Source organism: Devosia sp. LjRoot3 (assembly GCF_964252865.1).
Lineage (GTDB): Bacteria > Pseudomonadota > Alphaproteobacteria > Rhizobiales > Devosiaceae > Devosia.
Genome location: NZ_CAXUPK020000006.1, coordinates 154,657 through 174,601 on the forward strand (window position 1 = coordinate 154,657; position 19,945 = coordinate 174,601).

Below are 19,945 nucleotides of genomic sequence, written 5' to 3' on the forward strand. Positions count from 1 at the left end.
TTCTGAAAACTTGAAATGGCCACGCTCACCCGGCACAAGGCGCAAAACACCGAGGAGCGCAAAATTCCGACAGAGATTCCGACAGACCCGCTAACCCTTATGGGCCTCGGCATTGGTGCCGTCGTCGTCATCTGGCTCATCTTTTCGGTGGTCAAGAAAGTAGTCGGGATCGCCATTGTGCTGGCTTTGGCCGCGGGCGCCTGGTTCCTCTGGACCAATCCGCAGCATCTGGCACCGATCATTGCCTATGTCAGGCAGTATATCGGCTAGGCCCTGAGGCTATTCAAAGAATCACTTAAGGCGCTTTAGTTCCTTGTTTTTGTGCATTTCTTTGCCGGAAAGCCGGCAATAGCTTTCGCTCCGCGACCGGAACGAAATCGCCCTCCCGCCAGTTGAGATGTCACATTTCAATTGCCGGAGGGCATTTTCATGAATTCCATTATTTATCTCGTTGGCCTCGTGGTCATCGTCATGGCCATCCTGTCCTTCATCGGCCTTGCCTGAACGGGGGCCGCAACCATGACCGTTTTGCATCCGACCGAAGTCGCTGTTGTCGACGCGTCGTCCACCCGTGAAAGCGCCAGCTATGTCGACTGGTCCGCTATTGTCGCGGGCATCATCTTCGCATCAGCCATTTCACTCCTGTTCATTGCCTTCGGCGCCGCCATAGGGCTCAACTTCGTCGGTTTTCACGCCCGCGAAGGGGCACCCGGCATCCTGATCGGCATTGCTGCGGCAAGCTGGTTCCTCTGGGTGCAGGTCTCGAGCCTGATGGCCGGGGGCTATCTCACCGGCCGGCTGCGTCGCCGGCATTTTGATGCCACCGAAGACGAAAGCGATGTGCGCGATGGCGCCCATGGGCTGATCGTCTGGGCCGGCGCCACCGTGCTCGGCGCCATCATCGCCGTGGGTGGCGTGGGTGCCGTCGCCAATATGGCGGGTTCGGCGTTGGCAACGGCCACCACCGCCACCTCCAATGTGGCGGAAGGATCAGCGGACCTGATCGATCCCAATGCCTATTTCACCGATCAGCTGTTCCGTTCCGAGCAGCCGGTGGCCGGTGATACGGAAACCGCCCGTGGCGAGGCCGCGCGCATCTTTGCCCAGGCGGCCCTGGGCGATGGCACCGTGCCCGATGCCGACCGCACCTATCTCGCCAATGTCGTTGCCGCCAATACGGGCCTGACGCCCGAGGAATCGGCAGCCCGGGTCGATGCGGTCATTGTGGCCATTGACGGTGCCAAACAGGATGCAGTGGAGGCCGCGCGCATCGCCCGCAACACGGCCATCATCGCCGCCTTCCTGCTCGCCGCAACGACACTCGTCTCGGCCATCGGCGCCTATTGGGCGGCGCAAAAGGGCGGCAACCACCGCGATGAGAACACCGTTCTCACCGACGTATTCCGCCGCTTCTAACCAAGCCGGAGAAAGGAAAACACCATGTTCAAAGGTCTTGCTCTCTGGCTACTCGGCGTGCCGATCTGGCTGATCATCATCATTTTTCTCGTGACGTGACGAGAACGAAAACGGGGCCGAAAGGCCCCGTTTTCCTGTTCCCTGATCGGCGCGACTTACGCGTCCGGATGCTTGAACACCAAAGCGGCATTGGTGCCACCAAAGCCGAAGGAATTGGAGAGCACATAGCCCAGATCGACATTGTCGCGGCGCTGGCGGAGGATCGGCATGTCTTCGAAGGCGGGATCGAGCACGTCGATATTGGCGCTTTCGGCGATGAAGCGGTTCTTCATCATCAGGATCGAATAGATCGATTCATGCACGCCCGTGGCGCCCTGGCTGTGGCCGGTCAGCGACTTGGTCGCCGAGATCGGCGGGCACTTGCCCTCATTGCCGAAGACGGCGCGCAGGGCTTCGATTTCCTTGAGATCGCCCACCGGGGTCGAGGTGGCGTGGGGATTGATATAGTCGATCGGCGCCTTGATGTTTTTGAGCGCCATGCGCATGCAGCGCTCGGCGCCTTCGCCCGAAGGCGCGACCATGTCGACGCCGTCCGAAGTCGCGCCATAGCCGACAAGTTCAGCCCAGATTTTTGCGCCGCGCGCCTTGGCGTGCTCGTACTCTTCGAGCACCAGCACACCGGCGCCGCCGGAGATGACGAAGCCGTCGCGGGCCGCGTCGTAGCAGCGCGAGGCCTTTTCGGGGGTCTCGTTATAATTGGAACTCATGGCGCCCATGGCGTCGAAGAGGTTCGACAGGGTCCAGTCGAGATCTTCGTGGCCGCCGGCAAAGACGATGTCCTGCTTGCCGAGCATGATCTGTTCCATGGCATTGCCGATGCAATGCTTGGAAGTCGCGCAGGCCGCGGTGATCGTATAGTTGACGCCCTTGATGGCAAAGGACGTGGCAAGCGTCGCCGATGCCGTCGAGCCCATGGCCTTGGGCACGGCAAGCGGCCCGATACGCTTTGGCGACTTTTTCTCGCGGGTGACGTCGGCTGCTTCGACGATGGTGCGCGTGGAAGCGCCGCCCGAACCCATGACGATGCCGGTCATGGGATTGGAAATGTCTGATTCTTCGAGCCCTGCATCGGCAATGGCCTGCTGCATGGCGAGATAGTTCCAGGCCGCACCCTTGCCCATGAAGCGGGTGACGCGACGATCGAGGGCTTCAAACGGATCAAGACGCGGATCGCCCTTGACCTGCGAGCGGAATCCCAATTCGGCATAGTCTTCGGCAAAGACGATACCAGGCTTGGCCAGGCGCAGGCTTTCAGTGACTTCGTCGAGCGAATTGCCGATCGAAGAAATGATACCCATGCCGGTTACCACTACTCGTCTCATAGAATCCTCGCTCTGGTCGTCTGGTGAAGTCGCCATGGGGGCCGGCGCTTCACTCTATATAGTTTCGGTTCGGTACGGCATTAAGGCCGATCAGGCAGACTTCTGCTCGTGAAGCTGCGCATCGGTGAAGAGACCAACGCGCAAGTCCTTGGCTTCGTAGATCAATTTTCCGTCAGCCTTGACCCAGCCATCGGCAATGCCGAGGGTCAGGCGCGAACGCATAACGCGCTTGATGTCGATACCGTATTCGACCAGCTTGACGTCATTGGTCACCTGGCCGGTGAACTTGATTTCGCCACCGAGAGCGCGGCCCTTGCCCGGCTGGCCGATCCAGCCAAGAAAGAAGCCGGTCATCTGCCAGACGGCATCAAGACCGAGGCAACCCGGCATCACCGGATCATCGATGAAATGGCACTTGAAAAACCACAGGTCCGGGTTCACATCGAGCTCGGCGCGCACAAGACCCTTGCCGAAATCGCCGCCGGTTTCATCGATGTGAGTGATGCGGTCGAACATCAGCATGGGCGGCGCAGGCAGGCGCGCATCCATCTGGCCGGGCAATTCGCCGCGACCATGCGCCAAAAGCTCTTCATAACCAAATGCGTGTTGCCGGTCCGCCATTACCCATCCCCGCTAAGCTCAAGCCTTGTCTCGTATAGAGGTGCGGAAAAGGGGTCAAGCCAGCCCAAAGGACAAGGGAGGCAGGCAGGCCCGCGCTGTGACAGTTCGGCGACTTGTTTCAAACCCCTGGCGCCACTATAACTAGGGTCATATTTTATGGACCAATGAGACGAGTAGCACTGGCCCAATGACCGATTTTGACCTTGCCGACCGTCCTGCGTCCCATACGCCCTGCCTGACGGCGGTGTTGCGCATGGCTGGCCTCCGGCCGACACGGCAGCGCGTTGCGCTGGCCGAACTGCTGTTTGGCGGCCCGCACCGCCATGTCAGCGCCGAGCAATTGCATACCGAAGCCAACGCGGCCGATGTGAATGTGTCGCTGGCAACGATCTACAATACGCTGCACCAGTTCCATGAAGCGGGGCTCCTGCGCGAAGTAGCCATCGACGCTTCACGCTCCTACTTCGATACCGACACGTCCGACCACCATCACTTCTTTGTGGAAGACGAGCAGCGGATGATCGATATCCCGGCCTCCTCGGTCGAATTCAAGGCCCTGCCCAAGCCCCCCAAGGGCATGGAAGTGGCCCATGTCGACGTGGTCATCCGCGTGCGCAAGGCGGCGGTCTGACCTTCAATCGTCACCCTCGGGCTTGCCCCGAGGGCTCTCCACTTGCGGCATCGCTTTCAAGTGAAACGTCCTCGGGTCAAGCCCGAGGATGACGGCCAATGGACGCCGAAGCTGTCGTGCACCCCGTGACAAAAGCCCGTCCTTTCCCCATATAGTGGGGCCCAGGAAACAGCGACAAAGGTGGTCGATGCCCGAAAAGGTCAATCTCAATGCCTATTTCGAGCGAATCGGCTTTGCCGGTTCGATAGCACCCACCATTCAGACCCTGGAACTGCTGCATGCCCTGCATCCGGCTGTCATTCCCTTCGAAAATATCGGGCCGCTGACCGGCGAGCAGGTGCTGCTCGACCAGCAAAGCCTTGAAAAGAAGCTGCTTGTCGAAAAGCGTGGTGGCTTCTGCTTCGAGCACAATTTCCTGTTCATGCGCATTCTTGCCGATCTCGACTACGAGGTGCGGCCGCTCTTGGCGCGGGTGATCTGGACCAATCCGGAAGCCATCAGCGCGCCGCCGAGCCACATGCTGCTGCTGGTCGATATCAAGGGCGTCAACTACATCGCCGATGTCGGCTTTGGCGGCTTGAGCCTGACGACGCCGCTGCGCCTCAGGGCCGGCGCCGAACAGGCGACCCCGCACGAGACTTTCCGCCTGACCGGTGGCGATCCCGATTGGACGCTGGAGGTCAAGATCGGGGAAGAGTGGCGAGGGGTCTATGTCTTTACCACCGACACAGTGGCCGAAGTGGACCTCTGGGACATCAATCGCGACCTCTCGAGCAATCCCGCCTCGCCGTTCACGCTGCAATTGCGCGCCTCCCTCTCGCCCAGCGGGCGGCGGCTAAAGGTGCACAATGACCAGTTCACGGTGCAGCCGACCGGCGGAGCCGCGGAAAAGCGCACCTTGAACTCGGTTCAAGAAATTCGCACGGTACTCACCGAAGAGCTGGGCCTGACCCTGCCCGAGAACGACAAGCTCGATGCCAAGCTTGCCGGGCTCCTCCCGGCGCCACCTGAAACGGTCGAATAGCTCATGGCGCCCGTCACCGTGCCGCTTGAGGCCCTCCGCGAGTTTCCTGATTTCCACTCGTTTTACGATTGGCTGGCGCACAATCACGACAGCGCGCCGGAAGTGTGGATCCGCATCTTCAAGAAGGGTGCGGGCAAGCCGACCGTTACCCCGGTCGAGGCGATCGATGCCGTGCTCTGCTGGGGCTGGATCGATGCGATCAGAAAAAGCTGGGACGACGAGAGCTTTGTGCAGCGCTATTGTCCGCGCCGGCCCAAATCGGTGTGGAGCCAGATCAACCGCGACAATGTCGCGCGGCTGACCGAAGCGGGGCTGATGACCGCGCATGGCCTGGCCCATGTCGATCTCGCAAAAGCCGATGGGCGCTGGGACGCGGCCTACAAGACCACTATGGGGCCGCCCGAGGACCTGCTGGAGGCCATTCGCGCCAATGCGGATGCGCTGAAGACCTTTGAGAGGCTGACCGCGCAAAACCGCTTCGCGCTGACCTTTCGCGTGCAAAACCTCAAGACCGAGGCCGGCCGCAAGAAGAAGATCGCCAGCCTTGTCGAGATGCTGGCGCGGGGCGAAACGATCTATCCCCAGAGCTAGTTTGGAATTTTCTCCAACCGGCACCCTCGGGTCTGACCTGAGGGCTTTCTACTTGCGGCAGCTTGCCAAAAGTGTCCTCGGGTCAAGCCCGAGGATGACGATCTGTGGTCTTCGTGGCCAATTCCGCTTCCAGTCCCTCATTGCGCAATTTTAGCGCTGCAACGATGTCGGACAGAAACCGCTCGATGACTTCGATGTCACTGCGCGAATAGCCCGCCATGACGGTTTCGCGCAGGCGCTGGGCACTGCGGGAGAGCGGAAGCGCCATGTCCTCGGCGCCCGGGCCGACCCGCAACAATGTCGCGCGGCGGTCATTGGGGTGCTGCTCGCGCAGCACATAGGCGTCCTTTTCCAGCCGATTGATGAGGATGGCCGTGGCGCCCGAGGTCATGCCCAGATACCGGCCGAGAGCCGTCGGGGTCGCCTGGCCCTCCTGATCCCTCACGAAACGAATTGCCATCATGTCGGACATGTTGATGCCGGCCGCTGCCGAGAAGGCGCGATAGCCACGGCTCATCTCGTCGGTCAACTCGCGCATCAATGGTTCGATCCGGTCCTGCATGCCCCCTCCTTTATGCGATTTTTACTATTTTGCAAAGATACTTTCTTGCAAAGGTATATTTTCGGCACTAGATAGCGTCCCACACCAGCAATCGAAGATATCCAAATGGCCAAGCTTTCTCCTATGACCGAGGGCGACATTCAAGCCGTCCGCGCCGAATCCCGGCCCGCTATTGTCCCGCCCGTTCCGGCCGAGGCCGAGCCCGCCGTGCCCACTATCGTCGCCGAGGAACCGGCAAAGCCCTCACGCAGCCGCAAGAAGGCGCGCATGGTGGGCCTGGGCCTCTTCGTCGTGCTGGGCGGCGCCATCGCCTGGTATCCGCTTTCGGACCATAACGCCCCCTTCGCCTCCGGCGGTTCCGTCATGGGCAATGTCACCCAGGTGGCAGCGCGCGTCGCTGGCCCCGTCGCCGAAGTGCTGGTCTCGGACAATTCGAGCGTTAGGGCGGGCGACCCGCTGTTCCGTATCGACGAGACGACGTTCAGGATGGACGTGGCCCAGGCCGAAGCGCAGCTTGATCTGACCTCGACCAATATTTCCTCGGCCAGCGCCGCCATTCCGGCGACGCAGGCCAAGCTCAGCCAGGCCGAAGTGGCGCTGGTGACGGCAAAGGACGCCGTCGAACGCACGCGCCAGATGTATGATCGCGGCCTTGTCACCGATGCCCAGAAAACCCAGGCCGAGGGCAATTTCCAGACGGCCGAGCTCAATGTCGCCGCCGCCAAGGCCGAACTCGACCGCGTCACCACTTCGGCCGGCGCGCTCGACGACACCAATCCCAATTTCCGCGCCGCCCAGGCCGGGCTTGAAAAGGCGCGCTTTGCGCTCGAAAGCACCACCGTGGTGGCGCCGGCCGACGGGCATGTGTCCAACCTGCTGCTTACCCAGGGTCAGTTCGTCGCGGCCGGCTCGCCGGTCATGACCTTCATTTCGGGCGACCGCGGCAGTGTCCTCGTCGATTTCCGCGAAAACCAGCTGGTCAATGTCGAGCCCGGCGACAAGGCCGTGGTGGTGTTTGAAGCGGCGCCCGGAAAACAGTTCGACGCCACCGTCGATTCCATCGCCTGGGGCATTTCGAGCGGCCGCACCTCCACCAATGGCCTGGCGCAATCTTCCACGGACACGCGCTGGTTTCCGCCCGCCCGCAAGATCCCGGTGCGCGTGACCATCGACGATCCCGCGTCGCTCCCCGCCAATGTGCGCATCGGCTCGGAAGCGGCGGCCCTGATCCTGCCCGATGAGGGCGGTATCGTGCCGGTCCTTGCCCGCGCCATGCTGGGCTTTTCGAGCGTGATGTCGGGCTTCAACTAAGATGGAACCGCTGCCGCGTGTCGACCCGCTGGACGATCCCTATCTCGCACTGCGCACCATGCTCTGCGTGGCGGTTCTGTTCGCCTTTGCAGAACCGCTGGGCGTCACCCAGCCCATGCTGCCCATTGCCATCGGCATGAGCATGATTTCCAATCAGCGCGGCGCCCTCAATGGGCGCACCTTTGCCGGTCCTCTCGTGCTGCCCGTCGTGGCCATGCTGTTCGGCTGGCTTGCGGGCCTGACGGTTCACCAGCCGGCCATCTTCATCTTCTGGAACGTGGTGCTCGCCACGGGCGGCATTGCGCTGATGCTGTTCAAGGGCTCGCGCGGCGGCATGTTGCTCACCGTGTTTCCGGCAATGATGTCGATCTCGGCGCTCTACAATGAATATGCGCTGACCGTGATGGCCGAGGGCATGGCGACAGCCGGGCTGATGGTCGGGATCATGGCCATCGTCACCAATCTGCTCTTCCCGCCGCAAACCAAGCAGGTCTATGTCGAACAGGTAAAACCCTATGTCGGGCGAAAGCCGGGCGTGGAACTGGCCATTCGCGTCGTGGTCTATCTCGCCGTGCTCATCGCCACCTATGCGACCAATAATCTGAGCCTCTTGATCGCGCCGATCATGATGATCTTCATCTGCGGCGAGGCCGACCATGGCGGGCGCATGGAGCAGGTGGTCGATCGGGGCGGCGGCACCATTGTCGGGGCCATTATCGGGGTCGGCGCGCTGATGGTCTACCATCTCGTGCCCCAGTTCATCGTACTATTGGCCCTGCTCAGTGCCATCACCTATGTGCTGATCGACAAGATGACGACCGGCTCGGCGCGCCCGCAATATTATCAATATGTCTGCTCGGTCGCGCTGGTGATCGTCCTGTCCTCGATCTATGGCGCCAATTCGGCCGTGGAAGTGGTGGTGCAGCGCGTCGTGCTCACCGTTGGCATCATGCTCTCGGGTATTGTCCTGCTGGCGCTGCTGGAAACCATGTTCGTGCCGCGCGAGGACCGGAGCGAAGAAGTGGCTGAAGCCACCGCCTGAGCCTTCCAATTCTCCGCCGCCCGGTGCTAGATCGGGCGGCAGGGTCGAACGCTTGTGGAGGGGCGGGACATGGCTGTGGACGTCGCTTTTCTGCGTGGCATTAACCTGGGCAAGCGCCAGATGAAGATGGCCGAACTGAAAGCCTGCCTCGAAGAGGCGGGGTTTTCGGACGTGAAGACCATCCTTGCCAGTGGCAATGTACGGTTTCTCAGCAAAGCAGGGCCGGCCGAGAGCAAGGCGCTCCTTGAAAAAACCATCGAGAAAAAGTTCGGCTTTGCCGTGGGCGTGGTGCTGCGGACCGAGGACGAGATCAAGGAAATGCTCGCCGAGCATCCCTTTGACAGGATCGACCCCGCGGCCGATGTGACGCGGCATGTGCTGATGTTCGATGAGCCCCTGCCCAAGGGCGTGGTGATCGAGGACCGGCCCGGCCATACCGAGATCGTCCGCGTAGACCCCAAGGAAATCTACATTGCTGGCTATCGCCAGCCCAATGGGCGCTATACGGAAGGCGTCGAAGAGGTGCTGAAGCCGCTTTATGCCAAACTGGGCAAGGGCGTGCTCGACACCATGCGCAACTGGAACACTATCGAAAAGGTCCTGAAGTGATCGTTGTTTTCGGCTCTAGTAATCTCGATCAGGTCGGCACTGTTTCGCGTCTGCCCGAACCGGGCGAAACCGTTGCGGGCGGCACTTTTTCCATGGCGCCGGGCGGCAAGGGTGCCAACCAGGCGCTGGCCGCGCGCCGCGCCGGGGCCGATGTGCGCCACGTTTCCGCCGTGGGCGACGATGCCTTCGCCGATATGGCGCTGAAGCTTTTGCAGGAGGGCGGGGTAGACCTGTCGCAAATGCGAAAAGCGCATGCGGCAACCGGCATTGCCATGATCTTCGTCGATAGCGCGGGCGAAAATGTCATCGCCATCCTGCCGGGCGCCAATGGCACGATGAGCCCGGACGATGCCGACCGGACGCTGGGCAATCTGACGGCCAGGGACACGATTCTGCTGCAACAGGAAATCCCGCAGGCGGCGACGCGGCGGGCGCTCGACATTGCGCGGGAAAAGGGCGCGAGGAGTGTGCTCAATACCGCACCGTTCCTTGCCGATACGCCGGAGCTGGCGCCGCTGGCCGATATCGTCGTTGCCAATGAAACCGAATTCGCCCTGCTTTCGGGTCGCGGCATCGCGGAACTCGATACGGCCATGGATGAGTGGGTGAAGAAGACCGGACGCACCATTGTGGTTACCCTCGGCCCCGAAGGAGCGCGGGCGGCTTCGCCGGAGGGCAAATTTGCCGTGCCGGCCTATAAGGTGACGCCGGTTGATACGGTGGGCGCGGGCGATACGTTCTGCGGGTATCTGGCAGCGAGCCTTGATGCCGGGATGACGCTGGAACAGGCCATGCGCCGTGCGGCCGTGGCGGGAAGCCTTGCCTGTCTCAATCCGGGTGCGCAGCCGGCTATTCCGCTCGCCAGGGATGTCGACGCGCTGGTTTAGAAGCGGGTCACGGCGTCATTCCCGCGAAAGCGGGAATCTCCCTTCCCCAAACAGAGATCCCCGCTTTCGCGGGGATGACACCGTGTTTGAGGTTGGGCTTTAGTGAAAGACCCGCCGCGGCTTGAACTGGCCGAATTCGACCGAGCCGGTGGCAAGCACCTTGCCCTTGAAACTGACCCAGCATTCGTCGAGCTGAGCCGGGGCCGCCGCGCCGGTAAGAAGTACCGGATTGCCATTGCCCACCGCGCTGGCCTGGCCGGCGTCGAGGCGGATTTCGGGGAGGTCGACGAGACCGGCCGAGGTCGGGGCCAGCAGCGCGTCACGCGCTTCGCCCGCTTCGGCGGCCTCCAGTTGTTCCAGCGTTACCGCATCTGCGTCGGAAAAGGGCCCGACCGCAGCGCGGTGCAGGCTGCCGACGTGGCCGCGGGTGCCAAGCACTTCGGCGATGTCGCGGGCGAGCGAGCGCACATAGGTGCCCTTGCCGCAGGTGACTTCCAGCATACTTTGCTCCGTGCCGTGTTCGAGCACAGTCAGGGCGTCAACTTCGATGGGGCGCTCGGCCAGTTCGACGGTTTCGCCAGCGCGCGCCAGATCATAGGCACGTTCGCCGTCGATCTTGAGTGCCGAAAAAATCGGCGGCCGCTGCATGATGAGGCCGGTGAACTGCGGCAAAACAGCTTCGAGCGCGGCGCGGTCGGGGCGAACGTCCGAAGTGGCGATCACCTCGCCTTCGCGGTCGTCCGTGGTCGTGGCGCTGCCCCAGACAATGGAAAACCGATAAACCTTGGTGCCATCCTGCACCTGCGGCACGGCCTTGGTGGCTTCGCCGAGGGCAATCGGCAGAATACCGGTCGCCAGGGGATCGAGCGTGCCGGCGTGACCGGCCTTGGCCGCGGAAAACAGCCAGCGCACCTTGCCCACCGCCTGGGTGGAGGTGAAGTCATAAGGCTTGTTGAGCACAACCCAGCCGGAGATGGGGCGCTTCTTGGATTTCTTCTGTTCGGTCACGGCTATTCTTCGTCGCCGCCGTCGTCTTCGAGGTCGCGCTTGACGCGATCGGAACGCAGCAATTCGTCGATCCGGCCGGCTTCTTCAAAAGTGTCGTCGACGAAGAAGCGAATGTCCGGCGCGTACTTCATGTTGATCTTGGGCGCGACGCGGCCGCGGATAAATTTCGAATGCCGGTTGAGCGCGGCGACGATCTCTTCGGCATGCACGCCGCCGAGCGGCATCACATAGGCATTGGCGAGTTTGAGATCGGGCGTCATGCGCACTTCGGGCACGGTCACGACCGAACCGACCAGCGCTTCGTCCTCGATGTCACCGCGCGCAAAAATGTCCGCCAGCGCGTGGCGCACCAATTCGCCCACGCGCAGCATGCGCTGGCTTGGACCCAGGGGCTTGTTGTCTTTTTTCATGGGCAAGCGGATTAGGCTTTTAGGGCCCTTCCGTCAATCCGCCTTGCTGAGCGCGGCCTCAGCCTTGAGCTGGTTTGCCCGGGCCTGAACCACTTCGGTAGCGACCGGCCAGGACTTCGGATCGCCCGGATCGAAACTTTTGCCGCGCCATTCCTGGTAGATGATGGCAACACCCGTGTCCGAGCGCTGGAAGCTGGCGACCATCACCTCGCCGAGCCCGGCAAAGGTCCTGTACTGATCGGCATAGGCGCCGCAGACAAAGCCGAGCGGGGCCAGGTCATTGTCGCCATTGTCCTGGCCGAGCTGGAAGAAGCCGGTCAGTTCCGGCTTGCAGCTATTGGCGTGCAGCATCATCAGGGCGGCGCGATAGTCGGCCAGGGTTCGCTCGTTTTCGTCGCGGCTGATGCGCGCGCCATAAAGCGTGGTCCAGAGCGCTTCGCTTTCGCCCTTGGGATAGATTTCGAGGAGGGCCTGGCCGTCTTCAGCGAGGAACGAGGTTTCCACCCGGCCGAGCGCCGCATCGTCACCCGTGAGCCAGTCGGGCCGGGGCAGCGACAGTTGGTGACCCAATGCATCGAGAACCAGCTTGCCGCCCTCTTCCACGAGGGGCGGGGTGCTGCGAATCTGTGCCGCAGCCGGCATGGTGGCAACACCCAGCGCGATCAGGACAAAAAGAGCGGTTCTCAACGGCGTCACGGGGCACTCCTTAGCCCAAAGACAGGTGCAGTCCGGCCCAAGCCCCCAAAGGCCAGCTGCTATCGGCACGATTAGAAAGGAAGTTTCGCCCATGCAAGGCGAACGAGTGATGGGCGTGATGATGATGAGGCGGTTGAAGGAAAGCTGCAACACATGGCGTGGTGCATGGGGTGATGGGCAAGCGCCAGCCTACCCTCTTGCACTCCGCGGGAGCGGTGTTTCCGGTAGCAGGCGATGCGGCGGCTGGTGGCCGTCCATAAAGGTGCGGATATTGACGATGACGGTCTCGCCCATCTCGATGCGGGCTTCGAGCGTCGCCGACGCCATATGGCCGGTGAGAACCACCTGATTGGTCTCGGCAAGACCCAACAGCCGGGGATTGATCCCCTTGCGATTGTCGAAAACGTCGAGCGCGGCCCCGGCAAGGCGGCCGGCTTCGATGCGCTCGATCAATGCGATTTCATCAACGAGTTCGGGCCGACTGACATTGAGCACATAGGCGCCCGGCTTCATGCGGTCGAGTCGCTCGGCCGAAAGGATGTTCGTCGTGTCGCGGGTGAGCGGGGTGTGGAGCGAAACGATATCCACCGCTTCGAGCATGGGTTCGAGTTCGGGCCAATAGGTGGCGCCCAGGGGCTCTTCCACGCCCGGCGGCCGGCGATTGCGGGAGAAGTAGTGGATATTGAGGCCGAAAGCCCTGGCGCGCTGGGCGACAGCCGTGCCGATGCGGCCCATGCCGACGATACCCAGCGCCTTGCCGCGCAGGCGATGGCCGAGCATGGAGGTGGGCGACCAGCCGGCCCAGGCTCGATCGCGCAGCAGCAATTGCGAGCCTTCCACCAGTCGCCGCGGCAAAGCCAGCATCAGGGCCATGGCCATGTCGGCGGTGTCCTCGGTGAGAACGCTTGGCGTATTGGTGACCGTCAGGCCGGCGGCCCAGGCCGCCTCGAGGTCGATATTGTCCACCCCATTGCCGAACTGGGCAATCAACCGCACGCTTTGCGGCAGGCGGGCGATGAGATCGGCATCGATCCGGTCGGTGATGGTGGAGACCAGCACATCCTTGCCCTCGACGCCGGCCAGAATATCCTCGGCGGTCAGGGTTTGGTCGGTTTCATTGACATCGGTTTCAAAAAGCGTCGCCATGCGCGCTTCGATGGTCTCGGGCAGGCGACGAGTCACCAGAATTTTCGGTTTGCTCGATGTCATGCTTGCCTTGCGACCTGATCACAAAGGGATGGCTTGCGCCTATCCTTTAAGGACCGTTAAGGATCATGCCGTAGTGATAGGGCAATTCCAATCCGTCTGCAAAGTCATGTTCATTTCGCACGCCGCTTCGGGCCGTGTCCGTCTGCTTTTTCCGCGTATTTTCGCAATCCTGCCGCTGGTGTTCGCGAGCCTGTTCGTCAGTGCGCCCGCCGCCTGGGCCCAGGCCGAATCGGTTTCGGGGCTGAAATTGCCGCGTTTTGTGTCCACGCGCTCCAACCCCATCAATGTGCGTGTCGGCCCAGGCACCAAATATGACATTGCCTGGAATTACACCGTTTCGGGCGTACCGGTCGAAATCGTCCAGGAATTCGACACCTGGCGCAAGATTCGCGACATGGACGGCGAAGAGGGCTGGGTGCACCAGAGCCTGCTCGTGGGCACGCGCGCCGGCTATGTCACCCCCGTCGCCGCCAATGGCGAAGTCGATATGTATGCCTCGCGCTCGACAGAGTCGGGTGTTCGCGCGCGGCTTGCGCCGGGCGTGCGCGTCAACATTTCCGAATGCGACGGGGACTGGTGCACGGTTTCGGCCGGCCAGCCGGGCGAACGCGCCAATTTCTCGGGCTATGTGCGCCAGGAAGAAATCTGGGGCGTCTATCCCGACGAAGTCTTCGACTGATTTTTTGCTTGTCGCGTTTTTAGGAAGAAACGCTCTAGGCGTCGAGTTCGGCCAGCGCCTCGTCGCGCTGCCGGCCCAGACGCACGTCATCCTCCTGCTTGGGGCAGGAGCTGCAATAGGTGGCGGGAAAAGCCAGATAATCGAGGCAGCAGCCTTTTCGGGCGGTGATCAGCACCTGGCGCCCATCGGCGAGGTCGAGCGTTTCCAAATCCCCCTGCCCCACCAGATCCATGGCTGACAGCCAGAGGCCGCAGATGCGCCGCTGCTCTTGCATGCTCATGCCGGGCACATAGTCGCGCAACCGCAGCATCAGCCCCAGCATGCGATCGGTCAGAAGCCGCAGCGCGGGCACGCGCTTGAGTTTTGTAAGCTCATTGATTTCAGCGAGGAGACCATCGGCGAAGGCGCGGAGGTCCGTGCCGGCGCGCCAGATGAGGTCGTCGAGATCGGCCTTGTGCTGCGGGCCGGCCGGCAGACGAAAACCGCTGACATCGATCCCCTTGACCTGCTGGCTCACGCTCGACAGTTGCGGCAGGGCGCCATGGACGTGCGCGCCGATGACAGCGACATAGGCCGGCTGCCAGAAAAGATTGGTGAGGAGGCGCACGGCATAGAAGGGCTGGCCTGCCGCGGGATAGGTTGCTTCGAGCCTTGCATAGAGCTCGCGCAGGAATTGCAGATTGTCCCCGCCCGGCACATACCAGCCCGGCAGAGCTTCACCCGGCGCGCCCTTGAGAAAGCCGGTGACCCGCGCTGCGGTTTCAAGAAACCGCGTCAGCGCGACATCATCGCTATCAAGGGCAAACAGAAAATTACGGGCGGCCACAGGGCTTTTCCATGGTTTCGCCCTCCCTATAACCGCATCCGCCCAATATTCAAAGACCCAAGTATATTGGGAAATATCCGTAAGTACGGTTTTATACTTTTATAACAGATGAAGCGGACAATTACCTGACAACGAACGTATGGGGGCAGTATGCTGCACCACAGCGCTTCTTGTCTACGCAGTAATCATGGCAGTGCGGCAGTAGAATTCGCCATTCTGGCGCCTGTCTATCTATTGATGCTTTGCGGCATGCTGGCCTATGGGCTCTATTTCGGGGCGGCCCATTCGCTGCAGCAGCTGGCTGCCGACGCGGCGCGCATTTCCATTGCCGGGCTCGACAGCGCCGAGCGCGACAGCCTCGTCGGGCGTTATCTCGACCGCCATGCCGGCGACTATATGCTGCTCGATCGGCAATACCTGACCTATGCCATTGGCGATGACCCCGGCGATCCCACCCAATATCGCGTCGCCCTGCGCTATGACGCCATAGAATTGCCGATCTGGAACCTTTATCCGCCCCTGCCCATGCCCAGCCGCTACATGGTCTATGGCGCCACGATCAGGCAGGGCGGGCTGTGATCGCTTCATTCTTTCGCGACAGCAGCGGCAATATGGCGGTGCTGTTCGCCACCGCCTTTTCGCTGTCGGGCGTCATCGGCGCCATCGCCGTCGACGCTGCCGCGCTTTATCACGAGAGGCGCGTCATCCAGTCCACCGTCGACCTTGCCGCCCTCAGCGCCGCGCGCAATCCCGGCCGCGCCGAAGAAATCGCCGCGGAAGTGCTGACCCAGGCCGGCTTTGCCGATCAGGCCGGCCTCGTCGTCACCGTCGGGCGCTTCGAGGCCGATGCGAACCGCGCGCCGGAAGACCGCTTCGTGCCCGACCGCACGCCGGCCAATGCGGTCAAGGTGCAGTTCGAGCGCCCGGGCACGCTGCATTTTGCCGCGAGCTTCACCCAGTCCCCGATGATCGGGGCGACGGGTCTTGCAACCGTCACGCCGGAAGTCTCCTTTTCTTTGGGATCGCGCCTTGCGAGCCTCAATGGCGGCATTGCCAATGCGCTGCTGAGCACATTGCTGGGCACCACGGTCAGCCTTTCCGTCGTCGACTATAACGGGCTTGCTTCGGCGCGGGTGGATGCCCTGAGCTTTCTCGATGCGCTGGCGCTCGAAATGGGCCTCAATGCCGGCAGCTATAATGAAATCCTGTCCTCTGAAGCCTATGCCGGCGACATCGCCGCGGCGCTTGCGAGCCTCGTCAGCGGGGCGGAAAAGGCCGCGCTCACGACGCTGGCCAATGCCGGCCAGGGCAGTCGCGTGCCGCTCGGCAAACTTTTCGACCTTGGCCGCTACGGTTCCCTGGGCCTCGACAGCGCCGGGGCGGCCCTCAATGCCCGCGTCTCCGCCCTCGAAGTCCTTTCCGCTGCCGCCGCGCTCGCCGATGGCGACAAGCAGATCTGGCTCAGCCTTGGCGGGCATCTGCCCGGCATAGCAGCGCTTTCGGTTGAACTCGCGATCGGTGAGCCGCCACAGGGCGGCGCATGGTTCGCCGTAGGCCCGGTCGACACCGTCATCCGCACGGCACAGGTGCGCTTGCGCGTGGATGCGCAATTCCTCGGCGGCCTCGTCCTGCAAGGCGCGGTCATCCGCCTGCCGCTCTGGCTTGATCTTGCCCATGCCGAGGCCCGCGTTGCAGGGGCCTCCTGCCCCGATCGCGACCACCCCAATGGTACCGCCGAGATCGCCGTGCTGCCCGGCGCACTCGAACTTGCCATCGGCCAGGTCACCAATGCACAGATGCGCGATTTCGGCGCCACCCTGCCTGTCACACCGGTGCGTATCCTCGATGCACTCCTCCTGCGCATTTCCGCCGCGGCGCATGTGGAAGTGGCGCAGACGACGCCGGTGCTGCTGGCATTTTCCTCCAGCGATATCGGCTCGGCGCGTCTGAAGACGGCAAAAACCACGACGCTGGTGACCTCGCTCGGCCAATCGCTGCTGGCCGACCTCAAGCTGGAAATTTCCGTGCTCGGCCTCGGCCTCTCCCCGCTCAATGTCATCGCCAATGCCCTCAAGGCTGCCATCACCCCGATCGCCGCCCCGCTCGATTCCATCGTCAACACGCTGCTCACCACGCTGGGCCTGGGCATCGGGGAAGCGGATGTGCGGGTCTATGGGGTGCGATGCCTCAATCCGGTGCTGGTGGGATAATTTCGCTCTCGGCCAGCAAAAAGCCCGCCCAGCTTGTGCTGGGCGGGCCAAATTTTCAGATCGCTATGGAGCGACCTTCAACGCTCTTGCAGAACTTACTGCTGAACGAGCGTCAGGTTGATCGCGGACTCGCGGCCATCACGACCGGTCTCGACCTCGTAGGTGACCTTGTCGTTTTCGTACAGGCCATCGACGCCCGAACGCTGAACTGCGGAGATGTGAACGAAGTGGTCCTTGCCGCCATTGTCGGGGGTGATGAAACCAAAACCCTTGGTGGCGTTGAAGAACTTGACGGTGCCGTTGATGGTGGCCATTTCAGTATCCTAAAAGCTCGGAGCCGAAGCGAAGCGAGCGTTTCCCTCCGCAACATGCAAGAGGGCCTACAGACGTTCGCAAAGCGTATCAGTGAGCCAAGACCGGGATTAACCGGGAGAGGCAGCCAACTTCGGCTGAAAACGTATGGGGTGCTTTATGACAGCGGATCGTGGCTAGAGCAAGACCGCAAAGAAAAAACCAAGATCGTGTTTGGGGCCGGGCGAGAAAACGCGTTCCCATTCCGAGCTTTATCACCGCTTGACTCGGCGCATTAGTGTGCTACACATGTATCACACTAGATAGGCACGACACATGGATGATTTTCACGCCAGCCAGCCGATCTTCGTGCAGATCCGGCAGCGGCTGATCGAGATGATCCTGCGTGGCGCAGTCGGGGAGGGCGATTCCCTTCCCTCGGTGCGCCAGATTGCAGCAGAACTTTCGGTCAATCCGCTGACGGTCACCAAGGCCTTCGAAGCCCTGGTCGAGATCGGCGTGGTCGAAAAACGGAGGGGTCTTGGAATGTTCGTTACCCAAGGCGCACAAGACAAATTGCTTACCCACGAGCGCGAAAAGTTCCTCAAGGAGGACTGGCCGCGCATCCTCACCCAGATCAAGGCCCTGAACCTTGATCCCAAAACCCTCTTTGCCGAAACCCCGGTGGAGCCCAAGCCATGACTGACACCAATCTCACCCTCGAGCCCGTCGTCACCGCACGGGGTCTGAGGAAAAAATTCGGCCGCAAGGAAATCCTGCACGGGCTCGATTTCGACATTCCCGCCGGCCGCATCTATGGCCTTGTCGGGCACAATGGCGCGGGCAAGACCACGACGCTCAATGCCATGCTGGGGCTGACGAGCTATGAAGGCACCATTCGCGTGCTCGGCGAAGATCCCTTTGCCCGCCGCGCCAAGCTGATGGAAAACGTCGCCTTCATTTCCGACGTGGCGAGCCTGCCGCGCTTCCTCAGGGTGCGCGAACTCTTTGCACTTCTCTCCAACATCCATCCCAATTTTTCGACCGACAAGGCGCGCAGCTTTCTCGAGGGCACCGACATCAAGCCCGAGATGAAGATCAAGACGCTCTCCAAGGGCATGGTGGCGCAACTCCACCTCGCCGTGGTCATGGCGATCGATGCCAAGCTTCTGGTGCTGGACGAGCCGACGCTCGGCCTCGACATCACCTATCGCAAGCGCTTCTACCGGCGGCTTCTCGAAGACTACATGACCGAGGAACGGACCCTGATCATCACCACCCACCAGGTGGACGAGATCGAGTTCATGCTCTCCGACATCATGTTCATTCGCGATGGCGACCTGATCCTCCACATGCAGATGGAGACGGTGAACGAGAAATTCTCGCAGCTCGTGACCAATGAGCCGGAATTGCAGGCCCAGGCCCGCGCCCTCGGCCCGGTCTATGAAGAAACGCGCTTCGGCCAGACCGTCTTTATCTTTGACGGTGTCTCGCGGGAAAACCTCGAACCCCTTGGAAAAGTCTCGACCCCGACGCTTTCCGACCTCTTCGTCGCGCTGATGCAGCGACCGACTGCCAATCCGGAGACGGCCCGATGAAGGCTTTTGCTGCACTCGTCCATCGCGAATATATCGAGCATCGCGGTGCCTTCTTCATCGCGCCGCTGGTCATGGTGGCAATCGTCTTCCTCCTCACCATCTTTGCCTTCAGCGTCGACCGCATCAACACGCGCTTTTCCGGCCAGATGCTGACCGTGATGCCCACCTGGGTGTTTGAGGCCGGCTTTGCCGCGCTTGCTGCCGGCTGGCTGATTTACCTCGGCTTCGTGCTATTCTTTTACTGCGCCGATGGCTTTGCCGCCGACAAGCGCAACAATGCCATGCTGTTCTGGAAATCGATGCCGGCTTCGGACCTGAAGGTATTGCTGAGCAAGCTCACCGCTGCCGTAACCATCCTGCCCGGTTCGATCTTTGCCGTGGCGCTCCTCAGCATCGTCCTGATGTTTGGCGTCGCCTATGTGACGACGATGATTGCGGGCCTTGGCAGCGCCACCCTGCTCTGGAGCATTCTGGTCATTTTTGCGCAGATGAGCCTTGTGCTCCTCGTCGTCATCGCCTGCGCTCTTCTGTGGTACCTGCCCTATATGGCTTTGGTGGGGGCCATGGGCACGGCGGCCGGCCGCTGGGCCATCCCGCTGGCCCTGCTTTTGCCTTCGATTCTCTCAGTGCTCGAATGGGTCGTCATGGGCGGGGGTATGCATCCCTTTGCCACGCGCACCTGGGACTATCTCAATTACCGCTCGCAGTTTCCGGTCGCCGTCGACTATCTCGACCGCGTCTGGGAAGGCCAGCAGGCCTTTGACGCCACGGCTTTCACCATCGACTTCCTGCAGAAATTCGACTGGCTGCAGGTCGGGATCGGCGCCGTTTTCGCTGTCGTCGCGATTTACATCGCCAGCGAATATCGCCGCCGCTCCGCCGCCAATTGAGATTTCGTGCGGCTTGACCACCCACCCCTGCCCCCCTCTTCACACGAGGCGA

At 61.8% G+C, this 19,945-nt stretch carries 24 protein-coding genes; 15 read left to right on the top strand and 9 right to left on the bottom strand.

All coding sequences use genetic code 11. From position 1 onward, the window contains the following. Window positions 1-15: 15 nt before the first annotated feature. A complete protein-coding gene (locus ACSQ2A_RS20365) occupies window positions 16-270 on the top strand; it encodes a hypothetical protein (protein WP_436073712.1) in 255 nt (84 codons plus the stop codon). A gap of 249 nt (window positions 271-519) precedes the next feature. After that, window positions 520-1,416 (top strand): hypothetical protein, encoded by an 897-nt coding sequence (locus tag ACSQ2A_RS20370; RefSeq protein WP_436073713.1) that lies wholly within the window; start codon window positions 520-522, stop codon window positions 1,414-1,416. A 155-nt stretch (window positions 1,417-1,571) separates the two neighbouring features. Here ACSQ2A_RS20370 and fabB read toward each other — a convergent pair whose 3' ends face one another. After that, window positions 1,572-2,798, bottom strand: coding sequence for a beta-ketoacyl-ACP synthase I (fabB, locus tag ACSQ2A_RS20375; RefSeq protein ID WP_436073714.1), 1,227 nt, complete (start codon window positions 2,796-2,798; stop codon window positions 1,572-1,574). Window positions 2,799-2,888: 90 nt separating this feature from the next. Then, window positions 2,889-3,419 (bottom strand): 3-hydroxyacyl-[acyl-carrier-protein] dehydratase FabA, encoded by a 531-nt coding sequence (fabA, locus tag ACSQ2A_RS20380; RefSeq protein WP_295413939.1) that lies wholly within the window; start codon window positions 3,417-3,419, stop codon window positions 2,889-2,891. 187 nt (window positions 3,420-3,606) lie between these two features. Here fabA and irrA point away from each other — a divergent pair, with 187 nt between their 5' ends. The 3 genes from irrA (at window position 3,607) to ACSQ2A_RS20395 (ending at window position 5,665) form a co-directional block, all read left to right on the top strand. Beyond that, window positions 3,607-4,050, top strand: a complete 444-nt coding sequence (gene irrA / locus ACSQ2A_RS20385; protein WP_295413936.1) for an iron response transcriptional regulator IrrA — start codon at window positions 3,607-3,609, stop codon at window positions 4,048-4,050. A 187-nt stretch (window positions 4,051-4,237) separates the two neighbouring features. Then, window positions 4,238-5,074 (top strand): arylamine N-acetyltransferase family protein, encoded by an 837-nt coding sequence (locus ACSQ2A_RS20390; protein ID WP_436073715.1) that lies wholly within the window; start codon window positions 4,238-4,240, stop codon window positions 5,072-5,074. A 3-nt stretch (window positions 5,075-5,077) separates the two neighbouring features. Further along, complete coding sequence (locus ACSQ2A_RS20395) at window positions 5,078-5,665, top strand: YdeI/OmpD-associated family protein (protein ID WP_436073716.1); 588 nt, start codon at window positions 5,078-5,080, stop codon at window positions 5,663-5,665. Window positions 5,666-5,747: 82 nt separating this feature from the next. Here ACSQ2A_RS20395 and ACSQ2A_RS20400 read toward each other — a convergent pair whose 3' ends face one another. Continuing rightward, window positions 5,748-6,227: a MarR family winged helix-turn-helix transcriptional regulator gene (locus ACSQ2A_RS20400; protein WP_295413928.1), complete on the bottom strand. Its 480-nt coding sequence runs from the start codon at window positions 6,225-6,227 to the stop codon at window positions 5,748-5,750. Window positions 6,228-6,332: 105 nt separating this feature from the next. Between ACSQ2A_RS20400 and ACSQ2A_RS20405 the strand changes: the two genes are divergently transcribed. From ACSQ2A_RS20405 to ACSQ2A_RS20420, 4 genes are all read left to right on the top strand, one after another. Further along, window positions 6,333-7,538, top strand: coding sequence for an HlyD family secretion protein (locus tag ACSQ2A_RS20405; RefSeq protein WP_436073717.1), 1,206 nt, complete (start codon window positions 6,333-6,335; stop codon window positions 7,536-7,538). A 1-nt stretch (window position 7,539) separates the two neighbouring features. Next, entirely contained in the window at window positions 7,540-8,580 is a 1,041-nt protein-coding gene (locus ACSQ2A_RS20410) for an FUSC family protein (protein WP_436073718.1), read from the top strand. 69 nt (window positions 8,581-8,649) lie between these two features. Further along, on the top strand, window positions 8,650-9,189 hold the full coding sequence (locus ACSQ2A_RS20415; RefSeq protein ID WP_436073719.1) for a DUF1697 domain-containing protein: 540 nt from the start codon (window positions 8,650-8,652) through the stop codon (window positions 9,187-9,189). After that, a complete protein-coding gene (locus tag ACSQ2A_RS20420) occupies window positions 9,186-10,076 on the top strand; it encodes a ribokinase (RefSeq protein WP_436073720.1) in 891 nt (296 codons plus the stop codon). Before ACSQ2A_RS20415 ends, ACSQ2A_RS20420 begins: the two co-directional genes overlap by 4 nt. A 99-nt stretch (window positions 10,077-10,175) precedes the next feature. Here ACSQ2A_RS20420 and truB read toward each other — a convergent pair whose 3' ends face one another. The 4 genes from truB to ACSQ2A_RS20440 form a co-directional block, all read right to left on the bottom strand. Beyond that, window positions 10,176-11,084 carry a tRNA pseudouridine(55) synthase TruB gene (gene truB, locus ACSQ2A_RS20425; protein WP_436073721.1) on the bottom strand — a complete coding sequence of 303 codons (909 nt, stop codon included), beginning with the start codon at window positions 11,082-11,084 and terminating at the stop codon, window positions 10,176-10,178. Between the two features lie 2 nt (window positions 11,085-11,086). Further along, window positions 11,087-11,494 carry a 30S ribosome-binding factor RbfA gene (gene rbfA, locus ACSQ2A_RS20430; RefSeq protein ID WP_035079861.1) on the bottom strand — a complete coding sequence of 136 codons (408 nt, stop codon included), beginning with the start codon at window positions 11,492-11,494 and terminating at the stop codon, window positions 11,087-11,089. A gap of 33 nt (window positions 11,495-11,527) precedes the next feature. After that, on the bottom strand, window positions 11,528-12,190 hold the full coding sequence (locus ACSQ2A_RS20435) for a hypothetical protein (RefSeq protein ID WP_436073722.1): 663 nt from the start codon (window positions 12,188-12,190) through the stop codon (window positions 11,528-11,530). A gap of 189 nt (window positions 12,191-12,379) precedes the next feature. After that, window positions 12,380-13,399 carry a 2-hydroxyacid dehydrogenase gene (locus ACSQ2A_RS20440; RefSeq protein WP_436073723.1) on the bottom strand — a complete coding sequence of 340 codons (1,020 nt, stop codon included), beginning with the start codon at window positions 13,397-13,399 and terminating at the stop codon, window positions 12,380-12,382. A 106-nt stretch (window positions 13,400-13,505) separates the two neighbouring features. On the opposite strand from ACSQ2A_RS20440, the gene ACSQ2A_RS20445 reads away from it, so the two are divergent. Beyond that, window positions 13,506-14,078, top strand: coding sequence for an SH3 domain-containing protein (locus ACSQ2A_RS20445; RefSeq protein WP_436073724.1), 573 nt, complete (start codon window positions 13,506-13,508; stop codon window positions 14,076-14,078). A 34-nt stretch (window positions 14,079-14,112) separates the two neighbouring features. On the opposite strand, the gene ACSQ2A_RS20450 is transcribed toward ACSQ2A_RS20445, so the two are convergent. After that, window positions 14,113-14,904 (bottom strand): siderophore ferric iron reductase, encoded by a 792-nt coding sequence (locus ACSQ2A_RS20450; RefSeq protein ID WP_436073725.1) that lies wholly within the window; start codon window positions 14,902-14,904, stop codon window positions 14,113-14,115. A gap of 150 nt (window positions 14,905-15,054) precedes the next feature. Between ACSQ2A_RS20450 and ACSQ2A_RS20455 the strand changes: the two genes are divergently transcribed. Both ACSQ2A_RS20455 and ACSQ2A_RS20460 read left to right on the top strand, forming a co-directional pair. Beyond that, window positions 15,055-15,483, top strand: a complete 429-nt coding sequence (locus tag ACSQ2A_RS20455) for a TadE family protein (protein WP_295413900.1) — start codon at window positions 15,055-15,057, stop codon at window positions 15,481-15,483. Next, window positions 15,480-17,114 carry a TadG family pilus assembly protein gene (locus ACSQ2A_RS20460; protein WP_436073726.1) on the top strand — a complete coding sequence of 545 codons (1,635 nt, stop codon included), beginning with the start codon at window positions 15,480-15,482 and terminating at the stop codon, window positions 17,112-17,114. The genes ACSQ2A_RS20455 and ACSQ2A_RS20460 overlap by 4 nt, the downstream gene beginning before the upstream one ends. A 95-nt stretch (window positions 17,115-17,209) precedes the next feature. On the opposite strand, the gene ACSQ2A_RS20465 is transcribed toward ACSQ2A_RS20460, so the two are convergent. Beyond that, window positions 17,210-17,428, bottom strand: a complete 219-nt coding sequence (locus tag ACSQ2A_RS20465) for a cold-shock protein (protein ID WP_056312801.1) — start codon at window positions 17,426-17,428, stop codon at window positions 17,210-17,212. Between the two features lie 313 nt (window positions 17,429-17,741). On the opposite strand from ACSQ2A_RS20465, the gene ACSQ2A_RS20470 reads away from it, so the two are divergent. The 3 genes from ACSQ2A_RS20470 to ACSQ2A_RS20480 are packed head-to-tail and all read left to right on the top strand — an operon-like array spanning window position 17,742 to window position 19,893. Then, window positions 17,742-18,107: a GntR family transcriptional regulator gene (locus ACSQ2A_RS20470; RefSeq protein WP_295413890.1), complete on the top strand. Its 366-nt coding sequence runs from the start codon at window positions 17,742-17,744 to the stop codon at window positions 18,105-18,107. Further along, window positions 18,104-19,003, top strand: a complete 900-nt coding sequence (locus ACSQ2A_RS20475; RefSeq protein ID WP_436073727.1) for an ABC transporter ATP-binding protein — start codon at window positions 18,104-18,106, stop codon at window positions 19,001-19,003. The genes ACSQ2A_RS20470 and ACSQ2A_RS20475 overlap by 4 nt, the downstream gene beginning before the upstream one ends. Further along, a complete protein-coding gene (locus tag ACSQ2A_RS20480) occupies window positions 19,000-19,893 on the top strand; it encodes a hypothetical protein (protein WP_295413885.1) in 894 nt (297 codons plus the stop codon). Before ACSQ2A_RS20475 ends, ACSQ2A_RS20480 begins: the two co-directional genes overlap by 4 nt. Window positions 19,894-19,945 lie beyond the last annotated feature (52 nt).

Excerpts from the sequence above, each read along its gene's own strand:
- ACSQ2A_RS20365 (WP_436073712.1), top strand. The coding sequence starts at position 16 with ATGGCCACGCTCACCCGGCACAAGGCGCAAAACACCGAGGAGCGCAAA.
- ACSQ2A_RS20370 (WP_436073713.1), top strand. The coding sequence starts at position 520 with ATGACCGTTTTGCATCCGACCGAAGTCGCTGTTGTCGACGCGTCGTCC.
- fabB (WP_436073714.1), bottom strand. The coding sequence starts at position 2,798 with ATGAGACGAGTAGTGGTAACCGGCATGGGTATCATTTCTTCGATCGGC.
- fabA (WP_295413939.1), bottom strand. The coding sequence starts at position 3,419 with ATGGCGGACCGGCAACACGCATTTGGTTATGAAGAGCTTTTGGCGCAT.
- irrA (WP_295413936.1), top strand. The coding sequence starts at position 3,607 with ATGACCGATTTTGACCTTGCCGACCGTCCTGCGTCCCATACGCCCTGC.
- ACSQ2A_RS20390 (WP_436073715.1), top strand. The coding sequence starts at position 4,238 with ATGCCCGAAAAGGTCAATCTCAATGCCTATTTCGAGCGAATCGGCTTT.
- ACSQ2A_RS20395 (WP_436073716.1), top strand. The coding sequence starts at position 5,078 with ATGGCGCCCGTCACCGTGCCGCTTGAGGCCCTCCGCGAGTTTCCTGAT.
- ACSQ2A_RS20400 (WP_295413928.1), bottom strand. The coding sequence starts at position 6,227 with ATGCAGGACCGGATCGAACCATTGATGCGCGAGTTGACCGACGAGATG.
- ACSQ2A_RS20405 (WP_436073717.1), top strand. The coding sequence starts at position 6,333 with ATGGCCAAGCTTTCTCCTATGACCGAGGGCGACATTCAAGCCGTCCGC.
- ACSQ2A_RS20410 (WP_436073718.1), top strand. The coding sequence starts at position 7,540 with ATGGAACCGCTGCCGCGTGTCGACCCGCTGGACGATCCCTATCTCGCA.
- ACSQ2A_RS20415 (WP_436073719.1), top strand. The coding sequence starts at position 8,650 with ATGGCTGTGGACGTCGCTTTTCTGCGTGGCATTAACCTGGGCAAGCGC.
- rbfA (WP_035079861.1), bottom strand. The coding sequence starts at position 11,494 with ATGAAAAAAGACAACAAGCCCCTGGGTCCAAGCCAGCGCATGCTGCGC.
- ACSQ2A_RS20440 (WP_436073723.1), bottom strand. The coding sequence starts at position 13,399 with ATGACATCGAGCAAACCGAAAATTCTGGTGACTCGTCGCCTGCCCGAG.
- ACSQ2A_RS20445 (WP_436073724.1), top strand. The coding sequence starts at position 13,506 with ATGTTCATTTCGCACGCCGCTTCGGGCCGTGTCCGTCTGCTTTTTCCG.
- ACSQ2A_RS20455 (WP_295413900.1), top strand. The coding sequence starts at position 15,055 with ATGCTGCACCACAGCGCTTCTTGTCTACGCAGTAATCATGGCAGTGCG.
- ACSQ2A_RS20465 (WP_056312801.1), bottom strand. The coding sequence starts at position 17,428 with ATGGCCACCATCAACGGCACCGTCAAGTTCTTCAACGCCACCAAGGGT.
- ACSQ2A_RS20470 (WP_295413890.1), top strand. The coding sequence starts at position 17,742 with ATGGATGATTTTCACGCCAGCCAGCCGATCTTCGTGCAGATCCGGCAG.
- ACSQ2A_RS20475 (WP_436073727.1), top strand. The coding sequence starts at position 18,104 with ATGACTGACACCAATCTCACCCTCGAGCCCGTCGTCACCGCACGGGGT.
- ACSQ2A_RS20480 (WP_295413885.1), top strand. The coding sequence starts at position 19,000 with ATGAAGGCTTTTGCTGCACTCGTCCATCGCGAATATATCGAGCATCGC.